The 19,572-nt window shown below is 70.8% G+C and carries 20 protein-coding genes, 1 pseudogene and 1 riboswitch; of the genes and pseudogenes, 8 read left to right on the top strand and 13 right to left on the bottom strand.

Annotated elements, in window-relative coordinates:
- A partial coding sequence (locus tag TN53_RS14230) for a copper homeostasis protein CutC (protein ID WP_046258812.1) occupies positions 1-629 on the bottom strand: 629 nt, incomplete at its 3' end.
- Positions 630-750: 121 nt separating this feature from the next.
- Complete coding sequence (locus TN53_RS14225; protein WP_046258811.1) at positions 751-1,416, bottom strand: maleylpyruvate isomerase family mycothiol-dependent enzyme; 666 nt, start codon at positions 1,414-1,416, stop codon at positions 751-753.
- A gap of 63 nt (positions 1,417-1,479) precedes the next feature.
- Between TN53_RS14225 and TN53_RS14220 the strand changes: the two genes are divergently transcribed.
- Together TN53_RS14220 and TN53_RS14215 are read left to right on the top strand one after the other, a co-directional pair.
- The gene (locus TN53_RS14220) at positions 1,480-2,127 is read left to right on the top strand and encodes a hypothetical protein (RefSeq protein WP_046258810.1); all 648 of its coding nucleotides are present in this window, start codon (positions 1,480-1,482) and stop codon (positions 2,125-2,127) included.
- A 26-nt stretch (positions 2,128-2,153) separates the two neighbouring features.
- Positions 2,154-3,221, top strand: coding sequence for a GNAT family N-acetyltransferase (locus tag TN53_RS14215; RefSeq protein WP_046258809.1), 1,068 nt, complete (start codon positions 2,154-2,156; stop codon positions 3,219-3,221).
- 7 nt (positions 3,222-3,228) lie between these two features.
- On the opposite strand, the gene TN53_RS14210 is transcribed toward TN53_RS14215, so the two are convergent.
- Both TN53_RS14210 and TN53_RS14205 read right to left on the bottom strand, forming a co-directional pair.
- Positions 3,229-3,507: a DUF4031 domain-containing protein gene (locus TN53_RS14210; RefSeq protein ID WP_046258808.1), complete on the bottom strand. Its 279-nt coding sequence runs from the start codon at positions 3,505-3,507 to the stop codon at positions 3,229-3,231.
- Positions 3,504-3,899 (bottom strand): hypothetical protein, encoded by a 396-nt coding sequence (locus TN53_RS14205; protein WP_046258807.1) that lies wholly within the window; start codon positions 3,897-3,899, stop codon positions 3,504-3,506. Before TN53_RS14205 ends, TN53_RS14210 begins: the two co-directional genes overlap by 4 nt.
- A gap of 55 nt (positions 3,900-3,954) precedes the next feature.
- Between TN53_RS14205 and TN53_RS14200 the strand changes: the two genes are divergently transcribed.
- From TN53_RS14200 to TN53_RS14185, 4 genes and pseudogenes are all read left to right on the top strand, one after another.
- Positions 3,955-4,878, top strand: a complete 924-nt coding sequence (locus TN53_RS14200) for a MurR/RpiR family transcriptional regulator (RefSeq protein ID WP_046258806.1) — start codon at positions 3,955-3,957, stop codon at positions 4,876-4,878.
- A 45-nt stretch (positions 4,879-4,923) separates the two neighbouring features.
- Entirely contained in the window at positions 4,924-5,859 is a 936-nt protein-coding gene (murQ, locus tag TN53_RS14195) for an N-acetylmuramic acid 6-phosphate etherase (RefSeq protein ID WP_046258805.1), read from the top strand.
- A 16-nt stretch (positions 5,860-5,875) separates the two neighbouring features.
- Positions 5,876-6,157: pseudogene (locus TN53_RS45045) on the top strand (PTS transporter subunit EIIB); the annotation flags it as partial.
- A gap of 475 nt (positions 6,158-6,632) precedes the next feature.
- Entirely contained in the window at positions 6,633-7,199 is a 567-nt protein-coding gene (locus TN53_RS14185; protein ID WP_046258804.1) for a hypothetical protein, read from the top strand.
- 206 nt (positions 7,200-7,405) lie between these two features.
- On the opposite strand, the gene TN53_RS14180 is transcribed toward TN53_RS14185, so the two are convergent.
- From TN53_RS14180 to thrC, 6 genes are all read right to left on the bottom strand, one after another.
- The gene (locus tag TN53_RS14180; RefSeq protein ID WP_046258803.1) at positions 7,406-8,266 is read right to left on the bottom strand and encodes a metallophosphoesterase; all 861 of its coding nucleotides are present in this window, start codon (positions 8,264-8,266) and stop codon (positions 7,406-7,408) included.
- 149 nt (positions 8,267-8,415) lie between these two features.
- The gene (locus TN53_RS14175) at positions 8,416-9,546 is read right to left on the bottom strand and encodes an NADH:flavin oxidoreductase (RefSeq protein ID WP_046258802.1); all 1,131 of its coding nucleotides are present in this window, start codon (positions 9,544-9,546) and stop codon (positions 8,416-8,418) included.
- A 190-nt stretch (positions 9,547-9,736) separates the two neighbouring features.
- Positions 9,737-11,359 carry a chaperonin GroEL gene (gene groL / locus TN53_RS14170; RefSeq protein ID WP_046258801.1) on the bottom strand — a complete coding sequence of 541 codons (1,623 nt, stop codon included), beginning with the start codon at positions 11,357-11,359 and terminating at the stop codon, positions 9,737-9,739.
- 424 nt (positions 11,360-11,783) lie between these two features.
- Positions 11,784-11,990, bottom strand: coding sequence for a cold-shock protein (locus TN53_RS14165; protein WP_007493268.1), 207 nt, complete (start codon positions 11,988-11,990; stop codon positions 11,784-11,786).
- Between the two features lie 440 nt (positions 11,991-12,430).
- The gene (locus TN53_RS14160; protein ID WP_046258800.1) at positions 12,431-12,706 is read right to left on the bottom strand and encodes a MoaD/ThiS family protein; all 276 of its coding nucleotides are present in this window, start codon (positions 12,704-12,706) and stop codon (positions 12,431-12,433) included.
- Between the two features lie 30 nt (positions 12,707-12,736).
- Positions 12,737-14,020, bottom strand: a complete 1,284-nt coding sequence (thrC, locus tag TN53_RS14155; protein ID WP_046258799.1) for a threonine synthase — start codon at positions 14,018-14,020, stop codon at positions 12,737-12,739.
- A gap of 16 nt (positions 14,021-14,036) precedes the next feature.
- A riboswitch (SAM riboswitch) is annotated at positions 14,037-14,177 on the bottom strand.
- Positions 14,178-14,343: 166 nt separating this feature from the next.
- Here thrC and TN53_RS14150 point away from each other — a divergent pair.
- On the top strand, positions 14,344-15,288 hold the full coding sequence (locus TN53_RS14150; RefSeq protein WP_046258798.1) for a glucosyl-3-phosphoglycerate synthase: 945 nt from the start codon (positions 14,344-14,346) through the stop codon (positions 15,286-15,288).
- An 84-nt stretch (positions 15,289-15,372) separates the two neighbouring features.
- Positions 15,373-16,779 carry an alpha,alpha-trehalose-phosphate synthase (UDP-forming) gene (locus tag TN53_RS14145; RefSeq protein ID WP_199924572.1) on the top strand — a complete coding sequence of 469 codons (1,407 nt, stop codon included), beginning with the start codon at positions 15,373-15,375 and terminating at the stop codon, positions 16,777-16,779.
- On the opposite strand, the gene otsB is transcribed toward TN53_RS14145, so the two are convergent.
- From otsB to TN53_RS14130, 3 genes are all read right to left on the bottom strand, one after another.
- Positions 16,767-17,627 (bottom strand): trehalose-phosphatase, encoded by an 861-nt coding sequence (otsB, locus tag TN53_RS14140; protein WP_046258797.1) that lies wholly within the window; start codon positions 17,625-17,627, stop codon positions 16,767-16,769. The two genes, TN53_RS14145 and otsB, sit on opposite strands and share 13 nt — an antisense overlap.
- 350 nt (positions 17,628-17,977) lie before the next feature.
- A complete protein-coding gene (locus TN53_RS14135) occupies positions 17,978-18,214 on the bottom strand; it encodes a DUF3263 domain-containing protein (RefSeq protein ID WP_046258826.1) in 237 nt (78 codons plus the stop codon).
- A gap of 33 nt (positions 18,215-18,247) precedes the next feature.
- Positions 18,248-19,468 carry an ABC transporter substrate-binding protein gene (locus TN53_RS14130; RefSeq protein ID WP_046258825.1) on the bottom strand — a complete coding sequence of 407 codons (1,221 nt, stop codon included), beginning with the start codon at positions 19,466-19,468 and terminating at the stop codon, positions 18,248-18,250.
- Positions 19,469-19,572 lie beyond the last annotated feature (104 nt).

Raw genomic sequence — 19,572 nt, 5'->3', positions numbered from 1 at the left:
CCCCCGGGCCGCGCCGCCCCGCCGATGTGAAACGCGTCGAACCCGGCGACCAGAAGCCCCGGCACATGGTCCAGGGTCAGGCCGCCGCCGACCAGGAGCTGCTGCTCGTAGCCGGGCTCCCCGCGTCGACTCGCCTCGGCGAGCAGCGTGGGGAGTCCGTCGTCCACGCCGGAGGCGGATCCGGCCGTGAGGTAGGTGTCCAGACCGGGCAGATCCGCCAGCTGTTTGCGCAGGGCGTCCCGGTCGGTGGCGTGGTCGATGGCGCGGTGGAAGGTCCAGCGGCACCCGTCCAGCTCGGCGACCACCCGCTCCACGGCCCCCAGGTCCACACCGCCGTCGGCGTCGAGGAAGCCGAGGACGAACTCCCGCGCCCCGGCCTCCCGCATCTCGCGCGCGACCCGGACCACCCGGGAGACGTCCCCCGCGTCGAAGCCGTCCGCGAGCCGCAGCATCACCCGCAGCGCGATGTCGACGGCCCCGCGGATCCCGGCGAACGTCTCGACCGGCGGGGTCAGCCCGTCGGCCGCCATGTCGGTGACCAGTTCGAGACGGTCCGCGCCTCCGGCCTGGGCGGCGACCGCGTCCTCGACGTCGAGGGCGATCACCTCCAGGACTGCACGCTTGCTCATGGGACCCCATTCGTCGGCGGTGGAAGGGCAGGAAAACGGCGGCTACAGGTCTAGTCCAATCTCCAGACTACGCCCGTGGCCACCGCGCCCGCGACAAGATCAGCCCCGCCCGGGGGAGAACTCAGCCGAAGATGTTCAGCTCCGCCGCCTCCGCCCCGGCCAGCTCGAACGTCCTCCCCGCCACCGGTCGCCCCGCGTAAAGACGTACGAGCGTGGCGGCGTCCCCGATGAACCGCGCCGGCGTCCGCTCCCCCGACACCGCTCCCAGCGTGAGCGGCTCGTCCACGTCGTCGAGGTCGGCGTGCAGCGGCAGCCGTCCCTGCTCCCGGGTGATCCGGGCGAGCAGCGTCAGCGCGTGCGGCAAGCCGGGGCCTCCGTAGGCGCCCGGCTCCCCGAGCACGTCCCGTACGTCTCCCCCGTGCACCCATTCCCCTACTGCGACCAGGTCCAGCACCCCGCCCGCCTTGGCGATCGCCGGGCCCGCCTCGGTCATGCCGCGCTCCAGCTCGTCGACGACCCGCGCGTTGGTCCAGTCGGCGCGCTCGGCGATGTCCCGGTCGTTGCACTCGGGCGAGAACACACCCTTCTCGAACCGGCTCTCCACCACCCGCATCAGCGCGGACGAACAGTGCGCGAGCACGTCCCGTACGGTCCAGCCCGGACACCCGGCGGTCGGCAGGGCGAAGTCCGTGTCGGGCCGGGACCGCAGCAGCGGGATCAGCGCGTCGCGCTCGGTGGTCAGGAGGAGTCCGGGCAGCTCGGGGTCGCGTACGTCAGCAGAAGTCATGGCCCTACACGCTAGGGGCCGACGCCCCGGCCGCGCAGGGGGCGGGCGGGAGAGAATGGACCCATGGCCGATCTCGACGCCCTGCGCACCCGTTTCGTCCACGCCCTGGAAGCAGCCAGGGGCGCCGGGTCCACCGGACCCGACGCCACCGCGTACGCCGACGACCTCCTCGCCCGCTGGCAGGAGCCGCAGCGGCGGTACCACACGCTCGCGCACCTCACCGCGGTCCTCGACCACGTCGACGTACTGGAGAAGTACGCCGACGACCCGGACGTGGTCCGCCTCGCGGCCTGGTTCCACGACGCGGTGTATCTGCCCGAGCGCTCCGAGAACGAGGAGCGGTCGGCCCGGATCGCCGAGCGCGCCCTGTCCGAGGCCGGGTTGCCGCAGGCGAGGACCGCCGAGGTGGCCCGGCTCGTCCGTCTCACCGTCACTCATGACGCGGCGGACGGCGACCGCGACGGACAGGTGCTGTGCGACGCGGACCTGGCGATCCTGGCGGCACCGCCGAAGACGTACGCCGCCTACACCGCCGCCGTACGCGAGGAGTACGGCTTCGTGCCGAGCGACGCGTTCCGCGAGGGCCGGGCCGCGGTGCTGCGGCAACTCCTGGAGCTGCCGCGGCTGTTCAGGACGCCGTACGGGCAGGCGGAGTGGGAGGCCACGGCCCGCTACAACCTCGCCGCCGAGCTGGAAATGCTGTCGCCCTGACAGGTCCGGCCGCCTAACCTGCCCGCATGACAGGCATGGGTGGGGAACGCGTGACCGAGGCCGTCGAGAGCGCCGTGGCGATGCTGCGGACGGCGGTGGACCGGGACTGGGAGGGGGCGCGGGCCGGCCGGGTGGAGTGGAGCTGCCGGACGACGGCGACACACATCGCGGAGGATCTCATCGCGTACGCGGGGCAGTTGGCGGGCCGGGCGCAGGACGCGTGGGTGCCCTTCGAGATCGTCCTCGAAGAGGGCACCGACAACACCGGCGTCATCCAGGTCGTCGAGACGACCGGTGTGCTCCTCGCGACCACCGTCCGCACCACCCCGCGCCATGTCCGCGCCTTCCACCCCGCCCCCTTCCGCAGCGCGGGCCGCGAGGGCTTCGCCGCGATGGGTGTTGCCGAGGTGCTGCTGCACGCGCACGACATCGCGGAGGGCCTGGGACTGGCGTACGAGCCGCCCGCGCATCTCCCCGAGTACGTCCTGACGCGGCTCTTCCCGCACGTCCAGCCCGGCCCCGACCACTGGCGCACCCTGCTGTGGGCCACCGGCCGCGGGGATCTGCCCGGCCGTGCCCCGGTCACCGGGTGGCGCTGGAACAACAACCTCGTGCTCGACACGGACCGGCTCACCCTGGAGGGCGTCTCGCCGGCGGCCGCCGCCGACCTGGCCGCGGGCGGTTCCGGCGGGTTCGACTGGGTCGTGGGCGGGCCGTTCCAGGGGACGCGGGAGGCGTCCGGGATGGTGCTGAAGGCGTATGAAGCGGGCGTGCACCGGCCGGAGTTCGGCCTGTTCGTCCTTGTCCGCCGGGAGGACGATCTCGCGATCGGCGGCATGGGCTTCCATGGCGCCCCCGACGAGGAGGGCCGGGTGGAGATCGGCTACGACCTCGTGGAAGGGGCCCGCGGCAGGGGCTATGCGACGGAGGCGCTGCGCGAGCTGGCGCGGTGGTCGCTGGCGCGGGACGAGGTGCGCACTCTCTTCGCGACGGTCGAGCGGGCCAACATCGCCTCCCAAGGGGTGCTCTCCCGGGCGGGGTTCACCAAGGCGAGCGAGGACGCGGAGGTCCTCGCCTACGAACTGGGCCGCTGAGTCCGGGTCACGAACCGGACCGCTGTTCCCGCCCCTTGGGCCTGCGCAGACCCGACGCCGTCAGCAGCCGCACGATCTCGCGGCTGCTGACCTCCACGGCCCCGCCGGCCACGACCTCCGCGTACCGGTGGGAGGGGATGTCGTAGTGGTCCCGCTCGAAGGCCCGCCGCGGCACGCCCAACCCGTCGGCGAACGCGTGCAGTTCGTCGAACGACACATCGCTCACGAGGTGGGACCACATGCGGCCGTGGCCGGGCCAGTCGGGCGGGTCGACATAGACGGTCACGAGGACGCCGCCCCGCCCGTCGCGGGGCCCAGCGACCCCACCGCGGCGACCTTCACCCCCGCCTTGTGACACACCCAGTGCGGATCGGGCCCCAGCTCCGGCTCGATGTCGAGGGCATGCGGATCGCCGGCCTCGCACACCGGGCACAGCGGCCACCGTCCGTACCGCTCCAACAGCGCGTCCTGGACGTCCTGCGCGACCAGCCCGGCCACGAATTCCACCCCGTCCGGCCACTGCTCCACCCACCAGCGCCGCTGTACGACGGAGTCCTCGACCAGCGAGACCACGTCCGCCTCGGCGACCTCGCCCGCGACGAGATCGGCGAGCACGAGGGCGCGTGCCGCGTGCAACGCCTGCTCCAGGGGGCTGACGGGGTGGCCGGAGGGATCCATGCACCCATTGTGCGCACTCTTGACCACAACACCGAGCCGAAAATATCTTTCATAGGTGACCCAGGAAGTGAAGGAAATTTTCGGCGGCGGTTCGGGAGGCGCACCGCCGGCCCCCGCCGCCCTCGCCGCCAAGGTGCGCACCCTCACCCCTTCCATGACCCGCTCCATGCAGCGCGTCGCCGAGGCCGTCGCCGGCGACCCCGCAGGCTGCGCGGCCCTCACGGTCACCGGCCTCGCCGAACTCACCGGCACCAGCGAGGCGACGGTCGTGCGCACCGCCCGCATCCTCGGCTACCCCGGCTACCGCGACCTCCGCCTCGCCCTCGCCGGCCTCGCCGCCCAGCAGCAGTCGGGCCGCGCGCCCGCGATCACGACGGACATCGCGGTGGACGACCCCATCGCGGACGTCGTCGCCAAACTCGCCTACGACGAGCAGCAGACCCTCGCGGACACGGCGGCCGGCCTCGACACGGTCCAGCTGGCCGCGGCGGTGACGGCGGCCGCGACCGCCCGCCGCATCGACGTGTACGGCGTCGGCGCGTCCGGTCTCGTCGCCCAGGACCTCACCCAGAAACTGCTGCGCATAGGCCTCATAGCCCACGCCCACCACGACCCCCACCTCGCCGTGACCAACGCGGTGCAGTTGCGGGCGGGCGACGTGGCGATCGCGATCACGCACTCGGGCGCCACGGGCGATGTCATCGAGCCACTGCGGGCCGCCTTCGAGCACGGGGCGACGACGGTGGCGATCACGGGCCGGCCGAACAGCTCGGTCACGCAGTACGCCGACCACGTACTGACGACGTCGACGGCGCGCGAGAGTGAACTGCGGCCCGCGGCCATGTCGTCGCGGACCAGCCAGCTGCTGGTGGTGGACTGTCTGTTCGTGGGGGTGGCGCAGAGGACGTACGAGACCGCGGCTCCCGCGCTCGCCGCGTCGTACGAGGCATTGGCACATCGACACCGCGGTAAGCCATAAGCCGTAGGCACGCCATCGGATCGCCACCTGAAAGAGCCACCCCCCATGACTTCCACCTCCCACCCCCGTGCTGTCCGCGCCGAGTTGGAGACCCTGACCACCGAGGCCTTCCGCCCCGAGCTGGCCGAGATCGACCGGCTCCCCACCCTCGACATCGCCCGGCTGATGAACGCGGAGGACGCCACCGTGGCCGCCGCCGTCGCCGCGGGACTGCCCGTCATCGCCGCCGCCATCGAGGACATCGCCGCCCGGATGAGCCGCGGCGGCCGCCTGGTCTACGCCGGTGCCGGTACCGCAGGGCGCCTCGGCGTGCTGGACGCCTCCGAGTGCCCGCCCACCTTCAACACCGACCCCGCGCAGGTCGTCGGCCTGATCGCGGGCGGCCCCGAGGCCATGGTCACCTCGGTCGAGGGCGCCGAGGACTCCAAGGAGCTGGCGCGGGCGGACCTCGACGCACTGGAGCTGCGGCCGTCCGACACGGTGGTCGGCGTCTCGGCCTCCGGCCGCACCCCGTACGCGATCGGCGCCGTCGAACACGCCCGCGCCCGGGGCGCGTTGACGGTCGGCCTGTCCTGCAACGCGCACAGCGCGCTGGCGGCCGCCGCCGACCACGGCATCGAGATCGTCGTGGGACCGGAGCTGCTCACCGGCTCCACCCGTCTCAAGGCGGGCACCGCCCAGAAGCTGGTCCTCAACATGCTCTCGACGATCACGATGATCCGCCTGGGCAAGACGTACGGGAACCTCATGGTCGACGTGCGCGCCTCCAACGAGAAGCTGCGCGCCCGCTCCCACCGGATCGTCGCGCTGGCCACGGGCGCGGCGGACGAGGAGATCGAGCGGGCCCTGGCGGCCACCGACGGCGAGGTGAAGAACGCCGTCCTGACGCTCCTCACCGGCGTGGACGGCCCCACAGCCACCCGCCTTCTGGAGGAGTCCGACGGCCATCTGCGCGCCGCGCTGGCGGCGGCGGGCGGCTGACCAGCACGCTCGGTGCGTGAACACCTCCTGCGACACCGCCGCGGCGATCCTCCCCCTCGTGGGCGGCCCCGCGAACATCACCTCCGTCGCCCACTGCATGACCCGCCTCCGCCTGGGCATGGTGGACCCTTCGACGGTGGACGGGGAGGCGCTGCGGGCGTTGCCGGGGGTGCTGGGCGTGGTCGAGGACGACACGTACCAGATCGTGCTGGGGCCGGGCGCGGTGGCGCGGGTGACGGCCGACTTCGAGGGGCTGCTGCGCAAGGAGACGCAGAAGGTGGGGGCGACGGACGCGGACCCCGAGCTGATGGAAGCGGTGCTGGACGACCCGTACGACTTCGGCATGGACGAGACCCTGCGCCTCGTCGGCGTCAGCACCGTGCCGGGCGGCTGCGTCGTCACCCAGCCCTGGGGCTACGCGCCGCAGCAGCCTCTCGTCCAGAAGCTCCTGTCCGCCGGCACGGTCTGCTACGGGCTGTACGCCAACCCCAAGAGCGGCAACCAGAGCAGCGTCTTCCGTGACGGCGTCGGCGAGGGCTGGGATCTGCATCCCGGTGGCGGGCCGGACGAGGGGGACAGCCCGGCGGAGGTGCTCACCAACTATGTCTTCTGTCACCACGCGGTGGCCTACTCGATCGCCTACGCGGGTCTGCGCCCCGCCGACGCCCGGGCCGTCACCGGCCCGACCGACGCCTGGGTGGAGCTGCCGGTGCGCGACCACTGGGCGCACTGACGGGCGGGGCGCTGTCGGTGCGGGTGGGTACGGTTTCCTCATGAACCACGCCCAGCTCACCGCCCTGGGCCGAGCCCTGCGCCTTCTCGGCGAGCATGGCGAGGCCCTGACCGGCGACAGTCCGGACACCAAGCTGTACGAGGTCAAGGCCGACATCAAGCGGGCCCTCGACCTGCTGGACGAGAGCGTCAACGCCGCTGCTCCCAGCACCCGCTGCGCCGAGCATCCGGGCGGGCCGGTCGACGAGAACGCGCCAGACCTGTGTCTGCTGTGCGAGACCCGCCGCCGTACCGCCCGGCGCTCCCAGATCAACGGCCCCTCCGCACCGGCGCAGGCCGCCTCCGCCCCTTCCCGTTACGGCGTGCGCGAGGACCGGCCGCAGCCGCAGCAGCGCTGGCTGCCCGAGATGTGGAACGGGCAGGAGTGGCAGCTGTGCGGTACACCGAGGCGGGACCGGAGGGAAGCCGAGCTGTATCTCGCCGCCCAGCGGCGCGGCCCCCGGGCCGCCATGGCGTACCGGCTCGTCCATGAGTTCACCGACTACGAGGTGCTGCGGGTGTGGGGCACCCCCGTCAAGGTCGACATCGAGCCCCTGGGCAACCTGTAGTCGGCGAAGGACCCGCCACAGCCACCGTGACGGGCCCGACCGGCTCACCGGGTCCATGACTCGGCCGCGACCCCAGCCGCTTCGGAAGCGTCCTGGGGCACCGGCGCCGGGGCGTCCAGGAGCCTCGGCGGCTCCGGGACGATCGGAGGCTGGCACCGCGGCCACGGCGTTCGGCCGTGGTGGTGCGGCGGCAGGGGTGCGACAGATCAGCCGTACTGTTCCACGAAGGACCGCACCTTGTCCTCGTCCAGCTCGTAGACCGTCTCGTGGGCCCGGGGGTCGCGTGCGTGGTAGGTGTGGAAGAGCGGGCCGGCGGCTCCCCCGAGAACGACCAGGGAAGCCGAGGCACCGCGCACCGCGCGCTCGGTCCCCGGCGCCGTCGTCAGGTCGATGCGGTTGACCACGCCGGGGGTGACCCACACCGGGACGGACTCCAGGAGGCCGCAGAGCTGGAGGTGGAAGTGGCCGGTGAGGATCACCTTGACGTCGGTGCCTCGGACCGCCGCTGCCAGGTCGACGGGGTTGCGCAGACCGAAGAGCTGCTGGAGGGGGTTGTCCAGCGCGAAGGGCGGGTGATGGAAGGCGAGGACCGTGCCGTTCGGGGAAGGGGTCGCCAACACGCCCCGCAGCCAGTCGAGTTGGGCGGCGCCGAGATGCCCGTGCACCTTCCCCGGCACCAGCGAGTCCAGCGTCACGAACCGCCACCCCGCCACCATGCTCACCGCGGCCCGCTCCCCCTGCGCGGACTCCAGCACCCGGCCGGGCTCCGAGTGCCCACTGCCCAGCACCTTGGCGAAGGCCGCGCGCTCGTCGTGGTTGCCGGTCGTGTAGAAGACAGGCACCCCACCGAGCCTTCGCGCGAACTCCCCGAACAACTCCCTGACGGCCGTATACGCCTCCACCGCCCCGTCGTTGGCGAGGTCCCCGGTGACGACGATCGCGTCGACGCCCTGTACATCCCGGAGTTCGGCGAGCATGAGGCGCAGCGAGTCGTGAGCGTTGACGCCGTGCCGGTTGGGGGCGTCGGTGCGTTCGAGGTGGGTGTCGGAGAGATGAAGGATCCTCATCTCCGCAAACTAGCGGGAGTCGACGCGCATTTCAGCCCATCGGCCTCCTCTCCAGCCCCTCCGGCGTTTGAGGACGAGGCCCTTCGGGCCGATGGGGGTCTGGGGGCGCAGCCCCCGGGGACGCGCACCCCCACCGGCCCGCAGCGGAGTCAGCTGAGCGAGCGCAGCGCCACCGCGTCGTAGGCCTTCAGCTCGTCCGTGCGGCCCGCCAGTACCTTCGCTGCCCACTCCGGGTCCTGGAGCAGCGCGCGGCCGATGGCGACGAGGTCGTACTCCTCGCGCTCCAGGCGGTCGAGGAGGTCGTCGATGCCGCGGAGCGGGGAGCCCTCGCCCATGAAGCCCTTGAGGAAGTCGCCGTCGAGGCCGACCGAGCCGACGGTGATGGCCTGCTTGCCGGTGAGCTTCTTGGTCCAGCCGGCGAGGTTGAGGTCGGAGTCCTCGAACTCGGGGAGCCAGTAGCGGCGGGTGGAGGCGTGGAAGGCGTCGACACCGGCGGCGGCGAGCGGGCTCAGGACGGCCTCCAGCTCCTCCGGGGTCTCGGCGAGGCGGGCGTCGTAGGCCTCCTGCTTCCACTGCGAGTAGCGGAAGATGATCGGGAACTCCGCGGAGACCGTCTCCCGTACGGCCGCCACGATCTCGGCCGCGAACTTCGTACGGGCGACGAGGTCACCGCCGTAGGCGTCGCTACGGCGGTTGGTCCCCGACCACAGGAACTGGTCGACGAGGTAGCCGTGGGCGCCGTGTATCTCCACACCGTCGAAGCCGATGCGCTCGGCCGCGGCCGCGGCCTCGGCGAAGGCGCCGATGACGTCGTCCAGGTCGCGCTGGGTCATCGTCACGCCGGTGGGCTCGTCGGCGCCGGGCCGCAGACCGGAGGGTCCGACCACGGGGGCGTCCGGGACGGGGCCCTTGCCCGGGGTGCGGGTCATGCCGATGTGCCAGAGCTGCGGGACGATGGTGCCGCCCGCCGCGTGCACGTCCTCGGCGACCTTCGCCCAGCCGGCGAGCTGCTCCTCGCCGTGGAAGCGCGGGACGCGGGTGCTCTCGCCCGCCGAGTCGTGGCCGACGTACGTGCCCTCGGTGACGATCAGGCCGACGCCCGCGGCCGCGCGGCGCGAGTAGTACGACGCCACGTCCGCGCCCGGGATGCCGCCCGGGGAGAACATGCGCGTCATCGGCGCCATGACGATGCGGTTCGGGACGGTCAGGCCGTTGATCGTGATGGGCCGCGAGAGGACCTCGGCGGCACGGGAGGCGGGGACGGGGACGGAGGCGGTCACGCGGGGGCTCCTTGGAGGTGACTCATCTGACCAGCTGGTATGTGCGTACGCATTGTTGCACCTCCTTAACTAACTGGCTGTGTGGCCCCTCACATCCCGCAAACGCCCGAGGGCGGCACCCCCTGCCTTCGCAGGAAGTGCCGCCCTCGGAAAGGACGTTGATCAACCGGAGCCGAAACTCCTGGGCCGATCAGAAGTCCATGTCACCGCCCGGCATGCCGCCACCGGCAGGCGCGGCGGCCTTCTCCGGCTTGTCGGCGATGACGGCCTCGGTGGTGAGGAAGAGCGCGGCGATGGACGCGGCGTTCTGCAGAGCGGAGCGCGTGACCTTCGCCGGGTCGATGATGCCCTCGGCGATCATGTCGACGTACTCACCGGTGGCCGCGTTGAGGCCCCAGCCCACGGTCAGGTTGCGGACCTTCTCGACCACGACGCCGCCCTCGAGACCACCGTTGACGGCGATCTGCTTCAGCGGGGCCTCGAGCGCGAGCTTCACGGCGTTGGCGCCGGTCGCCTCGTCACCCGAGAGCTCGAGCTTCTCGAACACCGCGGAGGCCTGGAGCAGGGCCACGCCACCACCGGCGACGATGCCCTCCTCGACGGCCGCCTTGGCGTTGCGCACGGCGTCCTCGATGCGGTGCTTGCGCTCCTTGAGCTCGACCTCGGTCGCGGCACCGGCCTTGATGACGGCGACGCCACCGGCGAGCTTGGCCAGGCGCTCCTGGAGCTTCTCGCGGTCGTAGTCCGAGTCGCTGTTCTCGATCTCGGCGCGGATCTGGTTGACGCGACCGGCAACCTGGTCCGCCGAGCCCGAGCCGTCGACGATCGTCGTCTCGTCCTTGGTGATGACGACCTTGCGGGCGCGGCCCAGGAGGTCCAGGGTCGCGTTCTCCAGCTTGAGGCCGACCTCCTCGGAGATGACCTCGCCGCCCGTGAGGATGGCGATGTCGCCGAGCATGGCCTTGCGACGGTCACCGAAGCCCGGGGCCTTGACGGCGACGGACTTGAAGGTGCCGCGGATCTTGTTGACGACCAGGGTCGACAGGGCCTCGCCCTCGACGTCCTCGGCGATGATCAGCAGCGGCTTGCCCGACTGCATGACCTTCTCCAGGAGCGGGAGCAGGTCCTTGACGGAGCCGATCTTGGAGTTGGCGATGAGGATGTACGGGTCGTCGAGCGACGCCTCCATCCGCTCCATGTCGGTGGCGAAGTACGCCGAGATGTAGCCCTTGTCGAAGCGCATACCCTCGGTGAGCTCCAGCTCCAGACCGAAGGTCTGGGACTCCTCGACGGTGATGACGCCTTCCTTGCCGACCTTGTCCATCGCCTCGGCGATGAGCTCGCCGATCTGGGTGTCGGCGGCGGAGATGGAGGCCGTCGAAGCGATCTGCTCCTTGGTCTCGACATCCTTCGCCTGCTCGAGCAGGGCACCGGAGACAGCCTCGACGGCCTTCTCGATACCGCGCTTGAGAGCCATCGGGTTGGCACCGGCGGCCACGTTGCGCAGACCCTCGCGCACCAGGGCCTGGGCCAGAACGGTCGCGGTCGTCGTGCCGTCGCCGGCTACGTCGTCCGTCTTCTTCGCGACTTCCTTGACCAGCTCGGCGCCGATCTTCTCGTACGGGTCCTCGAGCTCGATCTCCTTGGCGATGGAGACACCATCGTTGGTGATCGTGGGGGCGCCCCACTTCTTCTCGAGGACGACGTTGCGGCCCTTGGGGCCGAGCGTCACCTTGACGGCGTCCGCGAGCTGGTTCATGCCGCGCTCGAGGCCGCGCCGCGCCTCCTCGTCGAACGCGATGATCTTGGCCATGTGAAGTGGTCCCTCCAGGACTGGGGGTGATTCCTTCGGACCGCGCCCGCGCCCGCGACGGACGGCTCGCACACCTTGTGGTTCCTTGCCCCACCTGGCCTGCGGGCCTCACCGACCCGGTCCTTCATTGTCACTCTCACCTTCAGAGTGCTAACGCCAATGATTAGCACTCGACCCCGTCGAGTGCAAGGTGCGCCTGCGAAGCAGGCTCCTTGAGGGGTGGTGGTCGGGCGACGGGCGGGCGCAAGCGCCTCTCAGGGATCGTCCAGGTGCCGCACGGGGTCCGGGCAGGTGTAGGACGGCTTCTGGGCAGGTCTCGGACGGGGTCCGGACATGCCGGAGGGCCCGTACCCATGACTCCCCATGGGGTACGAGCCCTCCGAAAAAGAACGAAGAACGACGCTGCAGTTACCCGGCGCGTGCTTCAGCCTGTCGCAAGGCGGACCATGTCCGCCTGCGGCCCCTTCTGGCCCTGCGAGATCTCGAAATCGACCCGCTGACCTTCCTCGAGGGTGCGGTAGCCGTCCATTTGAATCGCGCTGTAGTGGACGAAAACATCCGCACCACCGTCGACCGCGATGAAGCCGTACCCCTTCTCCGCGTTGAACCACTTGACGGTGCCCTGAGCCATGCCTAACTCCCCTATTACTGGCCCTTGCACAGATCCACACTTCGCGGATCCGGGTCAGACCTCACCCCCCACGGATTGGGGGCGTGCGCCGGAACGCGTCGACCGCGGCTGAATGTATCTGTCCAACTGCCGTCTGCAACAGGTCAATCGGACGAGAATTCTGGACGCGAAGGGTCCGGAATGTAGTGAGAATTCGCCCGAATTCTAGGCAAGTCGGGCTCCACAAAAGGAACAAAGTTCACAAAAGAACCGCACACTTTGGCTACTTCTCGTCGCATCCGAAGCGAGAACTCATATGCGGCTGGCATGGGGAGTGGAGCGGTTTCCCCAACTGTACCGCGCTCAACCATAGAGAATTGCCCCCTCCGCTTCTCTCACGGAGGGGGCAATTCGATGAACTCTGGGTAATCGGCCTTACCGAGGGTAACGACCGGGCCCGGTCAGCCTCCGGCGACAGCCGGAATGATCGAGACGCCGGCCCCCTCCGGAGTGGCCGTCTCCAGGCCCTGCTCGAAGCGGACGTCGTCGTCGTTGACGTACACGTTGACGAAGCGGCGCAGCTTGCCCTGGTCGTCCAGGACGCGGGCCGCGATCCCGGTGTGGTTCTTCTCGAGGTCGGCGATGACCTCGGCGAGGGTCGCGCCCTCGGCGGCGACCTCGGCCTGTCCGCCGGTGTAGGTGCGCAGGATGGTGGGGATGCGGACGTTGACGCTCACGGTTGAACCTCCGGTCGGGGTTGCGGGGGCCTAGACGAGGCCGGCCTCGCGGAACGAGTCAAGGTTGGGGCGGATGGTCGCAGTGAGCCCCGTACCCGCCACCGCATCCAGGGTCTTCAGTCCGTCGCCCGTGTTCAGCACAACGGTGGTCAGCGTCGGGTCCAGCAGGCCGTTCTCGATCAGCTTCTTGGTGACACCGACCGTCACACCGCCCGCGGTCTCCGCGAAGATGCCCTCGGTCCGCGCCAGCAGCTTGATCGCGTCCACGACCTGCTCGTCGTTGACGTCCTCCACCGCACCGCCGGTACGGCGCGCGATGTCCAGGACGTACGGCCCGTCCGCCGGGTTGCCGATGGCGAGGGACTTGGCGATGGTGTTCGGCTTCTGCGGCCGCACCACGTCGTGGCCCGCCTTGTAGGCGACGGAGACCGGCGAGCAGCCCTCGGCCTGGGCGCCGAAGATCCGGTACGGCTTGTCCTCGACGAGCCCGAGCTTGATCAGCTCCTGCAGACCCTTGTCGATCTTCGTGAGCTGCGAGCCGGAGGCGATCGGCACGACCAGCTGGTCGGGGAGCCGCCAGCCCAGCTGCTCGCAGATCTCGTACGCCAGGGTCTTGGAGCCCTCGGCGTAGTAGGGCCGCAGGTTGACGTTGACGAAGCCCCAGCCCTCGCCGGCCGGGTCGCCGATCAGCTCGGAGCAGAAGCGGTTCACGTCGTCGTAGTTGCCCTCGATGCCGACAAGCTCGCCACCGTAGATGGCGGCCATGACGACCTTGCCCTGCTCCAGGTCGTGCGGGATGAACACGCAGGAACGCAAGCCGGCGCGGGCGGCGGCGGCGCCGACGGCACCGGCCAGGTTGCCCGTGGAGGAGCAGGAGAGCGTGGTGAAGCCGAAGGCGCGCGCGGCCTCCAGGGCCTGGGCGACGACGCGGTCCTTGAAGGAGTGCGTCGGGTTGCCGGAGTCGTCCTTCACATACAGACCGCCGGTGACACCGAGTTCGCGGGCCAGGTTGTCGGCCTTGACGAGGTGGGTCCAGCCCGGGTTGATGTTGGGCTTGTCGGCCACGTCCGCGGGGACGGGCAGCAACGGCGCGTAGCGCCAGATGTTCGCGGGTCCCGCCTCGATCCGCTTGCGGAGTTCCTCGGTGTCGTAGGCCGAGAAGTCATAGGCGATCTCGAGCGGGCCGAAACACTCCTCGCACGCGAAGACCGGGCCGAGGGGGACGCGGTGACCGCACTCGCGGCAGCTGAGCGCCGCGGCCGGGCCGAGGTCTACGGTGGTTTCGGTGGTGCTTGCAACAGTCTGCGCAGCCATGAGAGGCGAGGCCCTTTCCTCATCTTCCTCACGACGCATCTCGCCGTGAGACGGATTTGGCACCTTCCCGAGTCGGGAGCCTCACGCGCGTGAGAAACCGACTGGAGGGTTGCCGGGGCTTCATCGGGCCGTATCCCTCTGCCCCTCTGGATGAGCGGTATGAAGTTGTGTGAACGGCGGGCCACCCTCGACATGCGATGGTCATCCGCGTTGTTCAAGACTGTAACCGACGACCAGGACAGTTGAGATAGTCGTCCGGTCCGCGAGATGGATCACATGCTGATACGCATACTCGCCGAGAGAACGCAGAGGAGCCGCGCACTGTGCTGAACGAAGTCGAGCGCTGGCTGACCACCCGGTCCTGGTCCCTGACCGATCGCCCGCTCCACCAGCTCCTGGCCGCCAAACAACGCACGAACCAGACGGTCAGTGTCGTCCTGCCCGCGCTCAACGAGGAGGAGACGGTCGGTGACATCGTCTCCGTGATCCGTCACGACCTCATGCAGCAGGTCCCGCTCGTCGACGAGATAGTCGTCGTCGACTCGGGCTCCACCGACCGTACCTCGCAGGTCGCCGCCGCGGCCGGGGCGACCGTCGTCCACCGCGACGACATCCTGCCCCGACTCCCGGCCGTGCCCGGCAAGGGCGAGGTGCTGTGGCGCTCGCTGCTGGTGACGCGCGGCGACATCGTCTGCTTCATCGACGCCGACCTGAAGGAGTTCTCCTCCGACTTCGTCTCCGGGATCGTGGGCCCGCTGCTCACCGACCCCGGCGTCGACCTCGTCAAGGGCATGTACGACCGCCCGCTGGGCGGCGCGGCGGGCCAGGGCGGCCGGGTGACCGAGCTGATGGCCCGCCCGCTGCTGAACATGCACTGGCCCCAGCTGGCCGGCTTCGTCCAGCCGCTGGGCGGCGAGTACGCGGCCCGCCGCTCCCTGCTGGAACAGCTGCCGTTCCCGGTCGGCTACGGCGTCGAGCTCGGCATGCTGGTCGACGCGCTGCACCTGGTGGGCCTGGACGCGCTGGCCCAGGTCGACGTGGGCGTCCGCAAGCACCGCCACCAGGACGGGCAGGCCCTGGGCCGGATGTCCGCCGCGATCTACCGCACGGCCCAGCTGCGGCTGGCCCGCGGCCACCTCATCCGCCCCTCCCTCACCCAGTTCGAGCGGGGCGCGGACGGCTTCGAGCCGCGGACGTACTCCGTGGACACGGAGGAGCGGCCGCCGATGGTGGAGATCGGAGAGTACGCGTCCCGGAAGGTCGCCTGAGGAAGGCCGTATTACGGCGACCACAAGCCCGTATACGGCGAACCGTACGTTTGAGCGTTTACGGGTCGGGCTAGGTTGAGGCGTATGGCTTCCACGCAGGCTGACCAGGGTGCCCGGGTGCTCGTCGCGTCCAACCGCGGCCCGGTCTCGTACGAGGTTCAGGAGGACGGCTCGCTGTCCGCGAAACGCGGTGGCGGCGGGCTGGTCTCCGGCCTCTCCGCGATCGGGTCGGACGCGGACTCGCTATGGGTGTGCTCGGCGCTCTCCGACGGCGACCGCGAGGCGGTGCGGCGCGGGGCGGGCGAGCAGGGGGTGCGGATGCTCGACATCCCCGCTGACGTGCACGCGGACGCGTACAACGGCATCGCGAACTCGGCCCTGTGGTTCGTCCACCACATGCTGTACCAGACCCCGCTGGAGCCGGTCTTCGACGCGGAGTTCCGGCGCCAGTGGGTGTCGTACGAGACGTACAACCGCGCCTTCGCCGAGGCACTGGCCGAGGAGGCGGGGCAGGGCGCGGCGGTGGTGGTGCAGGACTACCACCTGACGCTGGTGCCCGGCATGCTGCGCGAGCTGCGCCCCGACCTGCGGATCGGCCACTTCTCGCACACTCCCTGGGCGCCCCCGGAGTACTTCCGGATGCTGCCGGACGACATCGCCGAGCAGGTGCTGCGGGGCATGCTGGGCGCGGACCGGCTGGGGTTCCTGACCCGGCGGTGGGCGTCGGCGTTCGAGGCGTGCGCGGCGCAGCTCGTCGGTGGTCTCGGGGACACCCGGATCGGTGTGCACGGGCTCGGGGCGGACGCGGACTTCCTGCGCAAGCGCTCGCACGAGGCGGACGTGGACGAGCGGCTGGCGGCGCTGCGGGCGGAGATCGGCGAGGGCCGCAGGACGATCGTCCGGGTCGACCGGACCGAACTGTCCAAGAACATCGTCCGGGGCCTGCTGGCGTACCGGCAGCTGCTGGATGACCACCCCGAGTGGCGGGAGCGAGTCGTGCACGTGGCGTTCGCCTACCCGTCGCGGCAGGACCTCGCGGTGTACCGGGAGTACACGGCGCAGGTCCAGCGGGTCGCGGAGGAGATCAACTCGGTGTACGGCACGGCGGGCTGGAAGCCGGTCGTCCTGCACGTGAAGGACGACTTCGCACGCTCGCTGGCGGCGTACCGGCTGGCCGACGTGGCGCTGGTGAACCCGATCCGGGACGGCATGAACCTGGTCGCGAAGGAGATGCCGGTCGTGTCGGACGAAGGATGCGTGCTGGTGCTGTCGCGGGAGGCGGGGGCGTACGAGGAGCTGGGCGAGGACGCGATCGTGGTCAACCCGTACGACGTGGTCGGTACGGCGGGAGCCCTGCACGAGGCGTTGACCCTGCCGGTGGAGGAGCGGGCGGAGCGGACCAAGAGGCTGGCCGCGGCGGCCACGGCGCTGGCGCCGGCCCAGTGGTTCCTGGACCAGCTGCACGCGCTCGACGCCGATCAGCCCAGCTGAGCGGCGAGCGCCCGCAGCAGCTCTACGACACCCTGCGGACCGTCGACGACGAGATCGGCCCGGTCCTTCAGCTCGGGAACCTCCTCGCTGCCCGCGCTGCACACCAGCAGGCCGGGGACGCCGTCGGAGCGGAGCTTGTCGACGGCGGAGTAGGCGGGGAGGTCGCCCAGGTCGTCGCCCGCGTACAGCACGGCCTCGGCGCCCAGCTCACGGACGTACTCCGCCAGGGCCACGCCCTTGTCCATGCCGGGCGGCCGCAGTTCCAGCACCAGCCGGCCGGGTTCGACGATGAGGCCGTGACGGGTGGCGAGGTCGGTGAGGGGTTCGCGCAGTGCCTCGAAGGCGGCCTGGGGGTCTTCGGCGCGGCGGGTGTGGACGGCCAGGGCGCGGCCCTTCTCCTCGATCCACGTGCCCTGCCAGGCGCCGATCCGGTCGAGGAACCCGGGCAGCGCGGCGCGGGTGTGGGCGACGCCGGGGTGGGGCGGCGGGGCGGTGATGTCGCCGGTGGCGGCGTCCCAGCGTTCGGCACCGTAGTGGCCGAGGACGACCAGGTGGTCGAGTCCTGGCATCCCGTCGAACCCGCCGAGCCGTACGGCCACGCCGGGCGGGCGACCGGTGATCACCGCGACGGAGGCGACCTTCGGGGCCAGTGCGGCGAGCGCGGCCGCCGCCTCGGGGTGCGCCCGGGCCTGCTCGGGGTCGGCCACGATCGGCGCGAGCGTCCCGTCGAAGTCGAACGCGACAACGGCTTTGCTGGGCCGGCTGAGGATGGCGTCCAGTCCGTCCCGACCGACCTGGGTGACGGGTGCCGGCAGTGACTCGTCCGTGACGTGCGTGTGGCTGCCCATACGCCGACCCTAATGTCTTCGCCCCCGCCGCCCCTACCCGTCCCACCCTCCAGGGGCATGCTGCCCCTTCGACCCCGCTCCCAGGGCGCGCTGCCCCCTGGAACCCCGCTCCTCAAACGCCGGAGGAGCTGACATGCTGCTCACCCCGTCCGGCATCCCGGGACGAGGCTGACACCGTCCCGAACCCCCACCCACCCGCAGGGGTCTTCGCCTCTCAACGCCGCTCCAGGAAATCTCAGCCCGTCCGGCGTTTGAGGACGAGGCCCCTTCAGGGCCGACAGCGGGGGTCTGGGGGCGCAGCCCCCAGGGACGGGACGGGTAGGGGCGGCGGGGGCGAGGAAACCCGAGGGTCACCTCTCCGATCTGCGGGAATCCCTCACCCGGCGCAGGCGGTTCACCGTGACCGGGTCGAAGGCGAGGGCTCGTGGGTCGTCGAGCAGGGCGTTCAGGAGCTGGTAGTAGCGAACCGGCACCAACCCCAGCTCCTCCCGTATCGCCCGTTCCTTCGCCCCCGGCCCGGCGAACCCCCGCCGCTCCAGGACGAGGATCGCCCGCTCCCGGGCTCCGAGCCCGTCCTGGTCGTCCATGCCCCGCACGGTAGCCGCAGCCACCGACAACGCCTACTTCCCGCTCTCCGCCTCCAGCGCTGTCGACTGAAGCCCGGCGAGGACCGCCGTAGGGCTGCCACCGGACGCCACCGAGCTCCCGATCCGCTTCTTCACCGCCGCGCTCACCGTGGCCCAGGACGTCCGCCCGACCGGATACAGCTCGGACAGCGGAAGCTCCTCCAGGAACGGCCGGAGGTCCTTGTCGTGCGCTGCCGTGCTCATGACGTCGGACGCGGACGCGGTGACCGGCAGCAGGTCGTACTCGCGGGAGAAGGCGAGGACGTTCTTCTCGTCGTAGACGAAGTCGAGGAAGTCCCCGACCTGCTCGGCGTGGCCGTTCTGCCTGAAGGCCGTCATCCAGTCGGCCACACCCATGGAGACCTTGGTCTGGCCGTCGGCCCCGGGCATCGGCACCATGCCGAACTTCACGCCCTTCTTGGCGGCCATCTGCATCAGCGTCGGATGCCCGTTGAGCATCCCGACCTGCCCGTTCGCGAACGCGGCGAACGCGTCGGCCCGGTTCAGCCTCCCCGGCGCGACCGGCCCGGTCAGCCCCTTGCCGACGAGATCGTCCTTGAGCCAGGTGAGGGTCGCGACGTTCTCGGCGGAGTCGATGCCGTACGACGTACCGAGGTTCTCGGTGTAGCCGCCCCCGCCGCTCAGCAGCCACTGCATGGTCTCTGCCTGCGCCTCCTCGGGGCCGAGCGGGAGGGCGTACGGGTACTTCACCCCGTTCGCCTTGAGCGCGGCGGCGTCCGCGGCGAGCTCGTCCCAGGTCTTCGGCGCGCCGAGGCCGGCCTCGGCGAAGAGGGTCTTGTTGTAGAAGAGCAGCCGCGTGGAGGCCGCGAACGGCATGCCGTACTGCGTCCCGTCCACCTCCCCCGCGGAGGCGAACTGTGCCGCGAAGTCGGCCTGTGTGGAGATGGAGAGCAGTTCGTCGGCCGAGTAGAGGAGGTCGGCGGCGGCGTAGTCGGCGTACGCGCCGATCTGCGCCATGTCGGGCGCGTCCCCGGCGGCGACCATCTCCTTGACCTTGCGGTCGACGTCGTTCCAGGAGTAGACGCTGACGTCGACCGTCACGTTCGGGTGCTGCTTCCCGTACTGCTCGACGAGCCCGTCCCAGTACTTCTGCGAGCTGTTGGCCTTGCTGTCGCCGTAGTCGGCGGCGACCAGCTTCAGCGTCACCTCGTCGGAGTCCGCCCCGGCCCCGCAGCCGCCGAGTACCGCCGTCATGCCCAGTGCGGACACCACCGCGATCGTTCCTGTCCTACGCCGCTGCACTGCTGAGCCCCATCCCGTCACCGAGTCGCCGAAACTTTCGAAAGGTCAGACATAAG

Origin of the sequence: Streptomyces sp. WM6386 (assembly GCF_000972385.1) — a bacterium.
GTDB lineage: Bacteria > Actinomycetota > Actinomycetes > Streptomycetales > Streptomycetaceae > Streptomyces.
This window is presented reverse-complemented; position numbering and strand designations above follow the sequence as displayed.

What these genes read in the sequence shown, in the direction of transcription:
- TN53_RS14225 (WP_046258811.1), bottom strand. Translation starts at nt 1,416, where the DNA reads ATGACTTCTGCTGACGTACGCGACCCCGAGCTGCCCGGACTCCTCCTG.
- TN53_RS14220 (WP_046258810.1), top strand. Translation starts at nt 1,480, where the DNA reads ATGGCCGATCTCGACGCCCTGCGCACCCGTTTCGTCCACGCCCTGGAA.
- TN53_RS14215 (WP_046258809.1), top strand. Translation starts at nt 2,154, where the DNA reads ATGACAGGCATGGGTGGGGAACGCGTGACCGAGGCCGTCGAGAGCGCC.
- TN53_RS14205 (WP_046258807.1), bottom strand. Translation starts at nt 3,899, where the DNA reads ATGGATCCCTCCGGCCACCCCGTCAGCCCCCTGGAGCAGGCGTTGCAC.
- murQ (WP_046258805.1), top strand. Translation starts at nt 4,924, where the DNA reads ATGACTTCCACCTCCCACCCCCGTGCTGTCCGCGCCGAGTTGGAGACC.
- TN53_RS14185 (WP_046258804.1), top strand. Translation starts at nt 6,633, where the DNA reads ATGAACCACGCCCAGCTCACCGCCCTGGGCCGAGCCCTGCGCCTTCTC.
- TN53_RS14180 (WP_046258803.1), bottom strand. Translation starts at nt 8,266, where the DNA reads ATGAGGATCCTTCATCTCTCCGACACCCACCTCGAACGCACCGACGCC.
- groL (WP_046258801.1), bottom strand. Translation starts at nt 11,359, where the DNA reads ATGGCCAAGATCATCGCGTTCGACGAGGAGGCGCGGCGCGGCCTCGAG.
- TN53_RS14165 (WP_007493268.1), bottom strand. Translation starts at nt 11,990, where the DNA reads ATGGCTCAGGGCACCGTCAAGTGGTTCAACGCGGAGAAGGGGTACGGC.
- thrC (WP_046258799.1), bottom strand. Translation starts at nt 14,020, where the DNA reads ATGGCTGCGCAGACTGTTGCAAGCACCACCGAAACCACCGTAGACCTC.
- TN53_RS14145 (WP_199924572.1), top strand. Translation starts at nt 15,373, where the DNA reads ATGGCTTCCACGCAGGCTGACCAGGGTGCCCGGGTGCTCGTCGCGTCC.
- otsB (WP_046258797.1), bottom strand. Translation starts at nt 17,627, where the DNA reads ATGGGCAGCCACACGCACGTCACGGACGAGTCACTGCCGGCACCCGTC.
- TN53_RS14135 (WP_046258826.1), bottom strand. Translation starts at nt 18,214, where the DNA reads ATGGACGACCAGGACGGGCTCGGAGCCCGGGAGCGGGCGATCCTCGTC.
- TN53_RS14130 (WP_046258825.1), bottom strand. Translation starts at nt 19,468, where the DNA reads ATGACGGCGGTACTCGGCGGCTGCGGGGCCGGGGCGGACTCCGACGAG.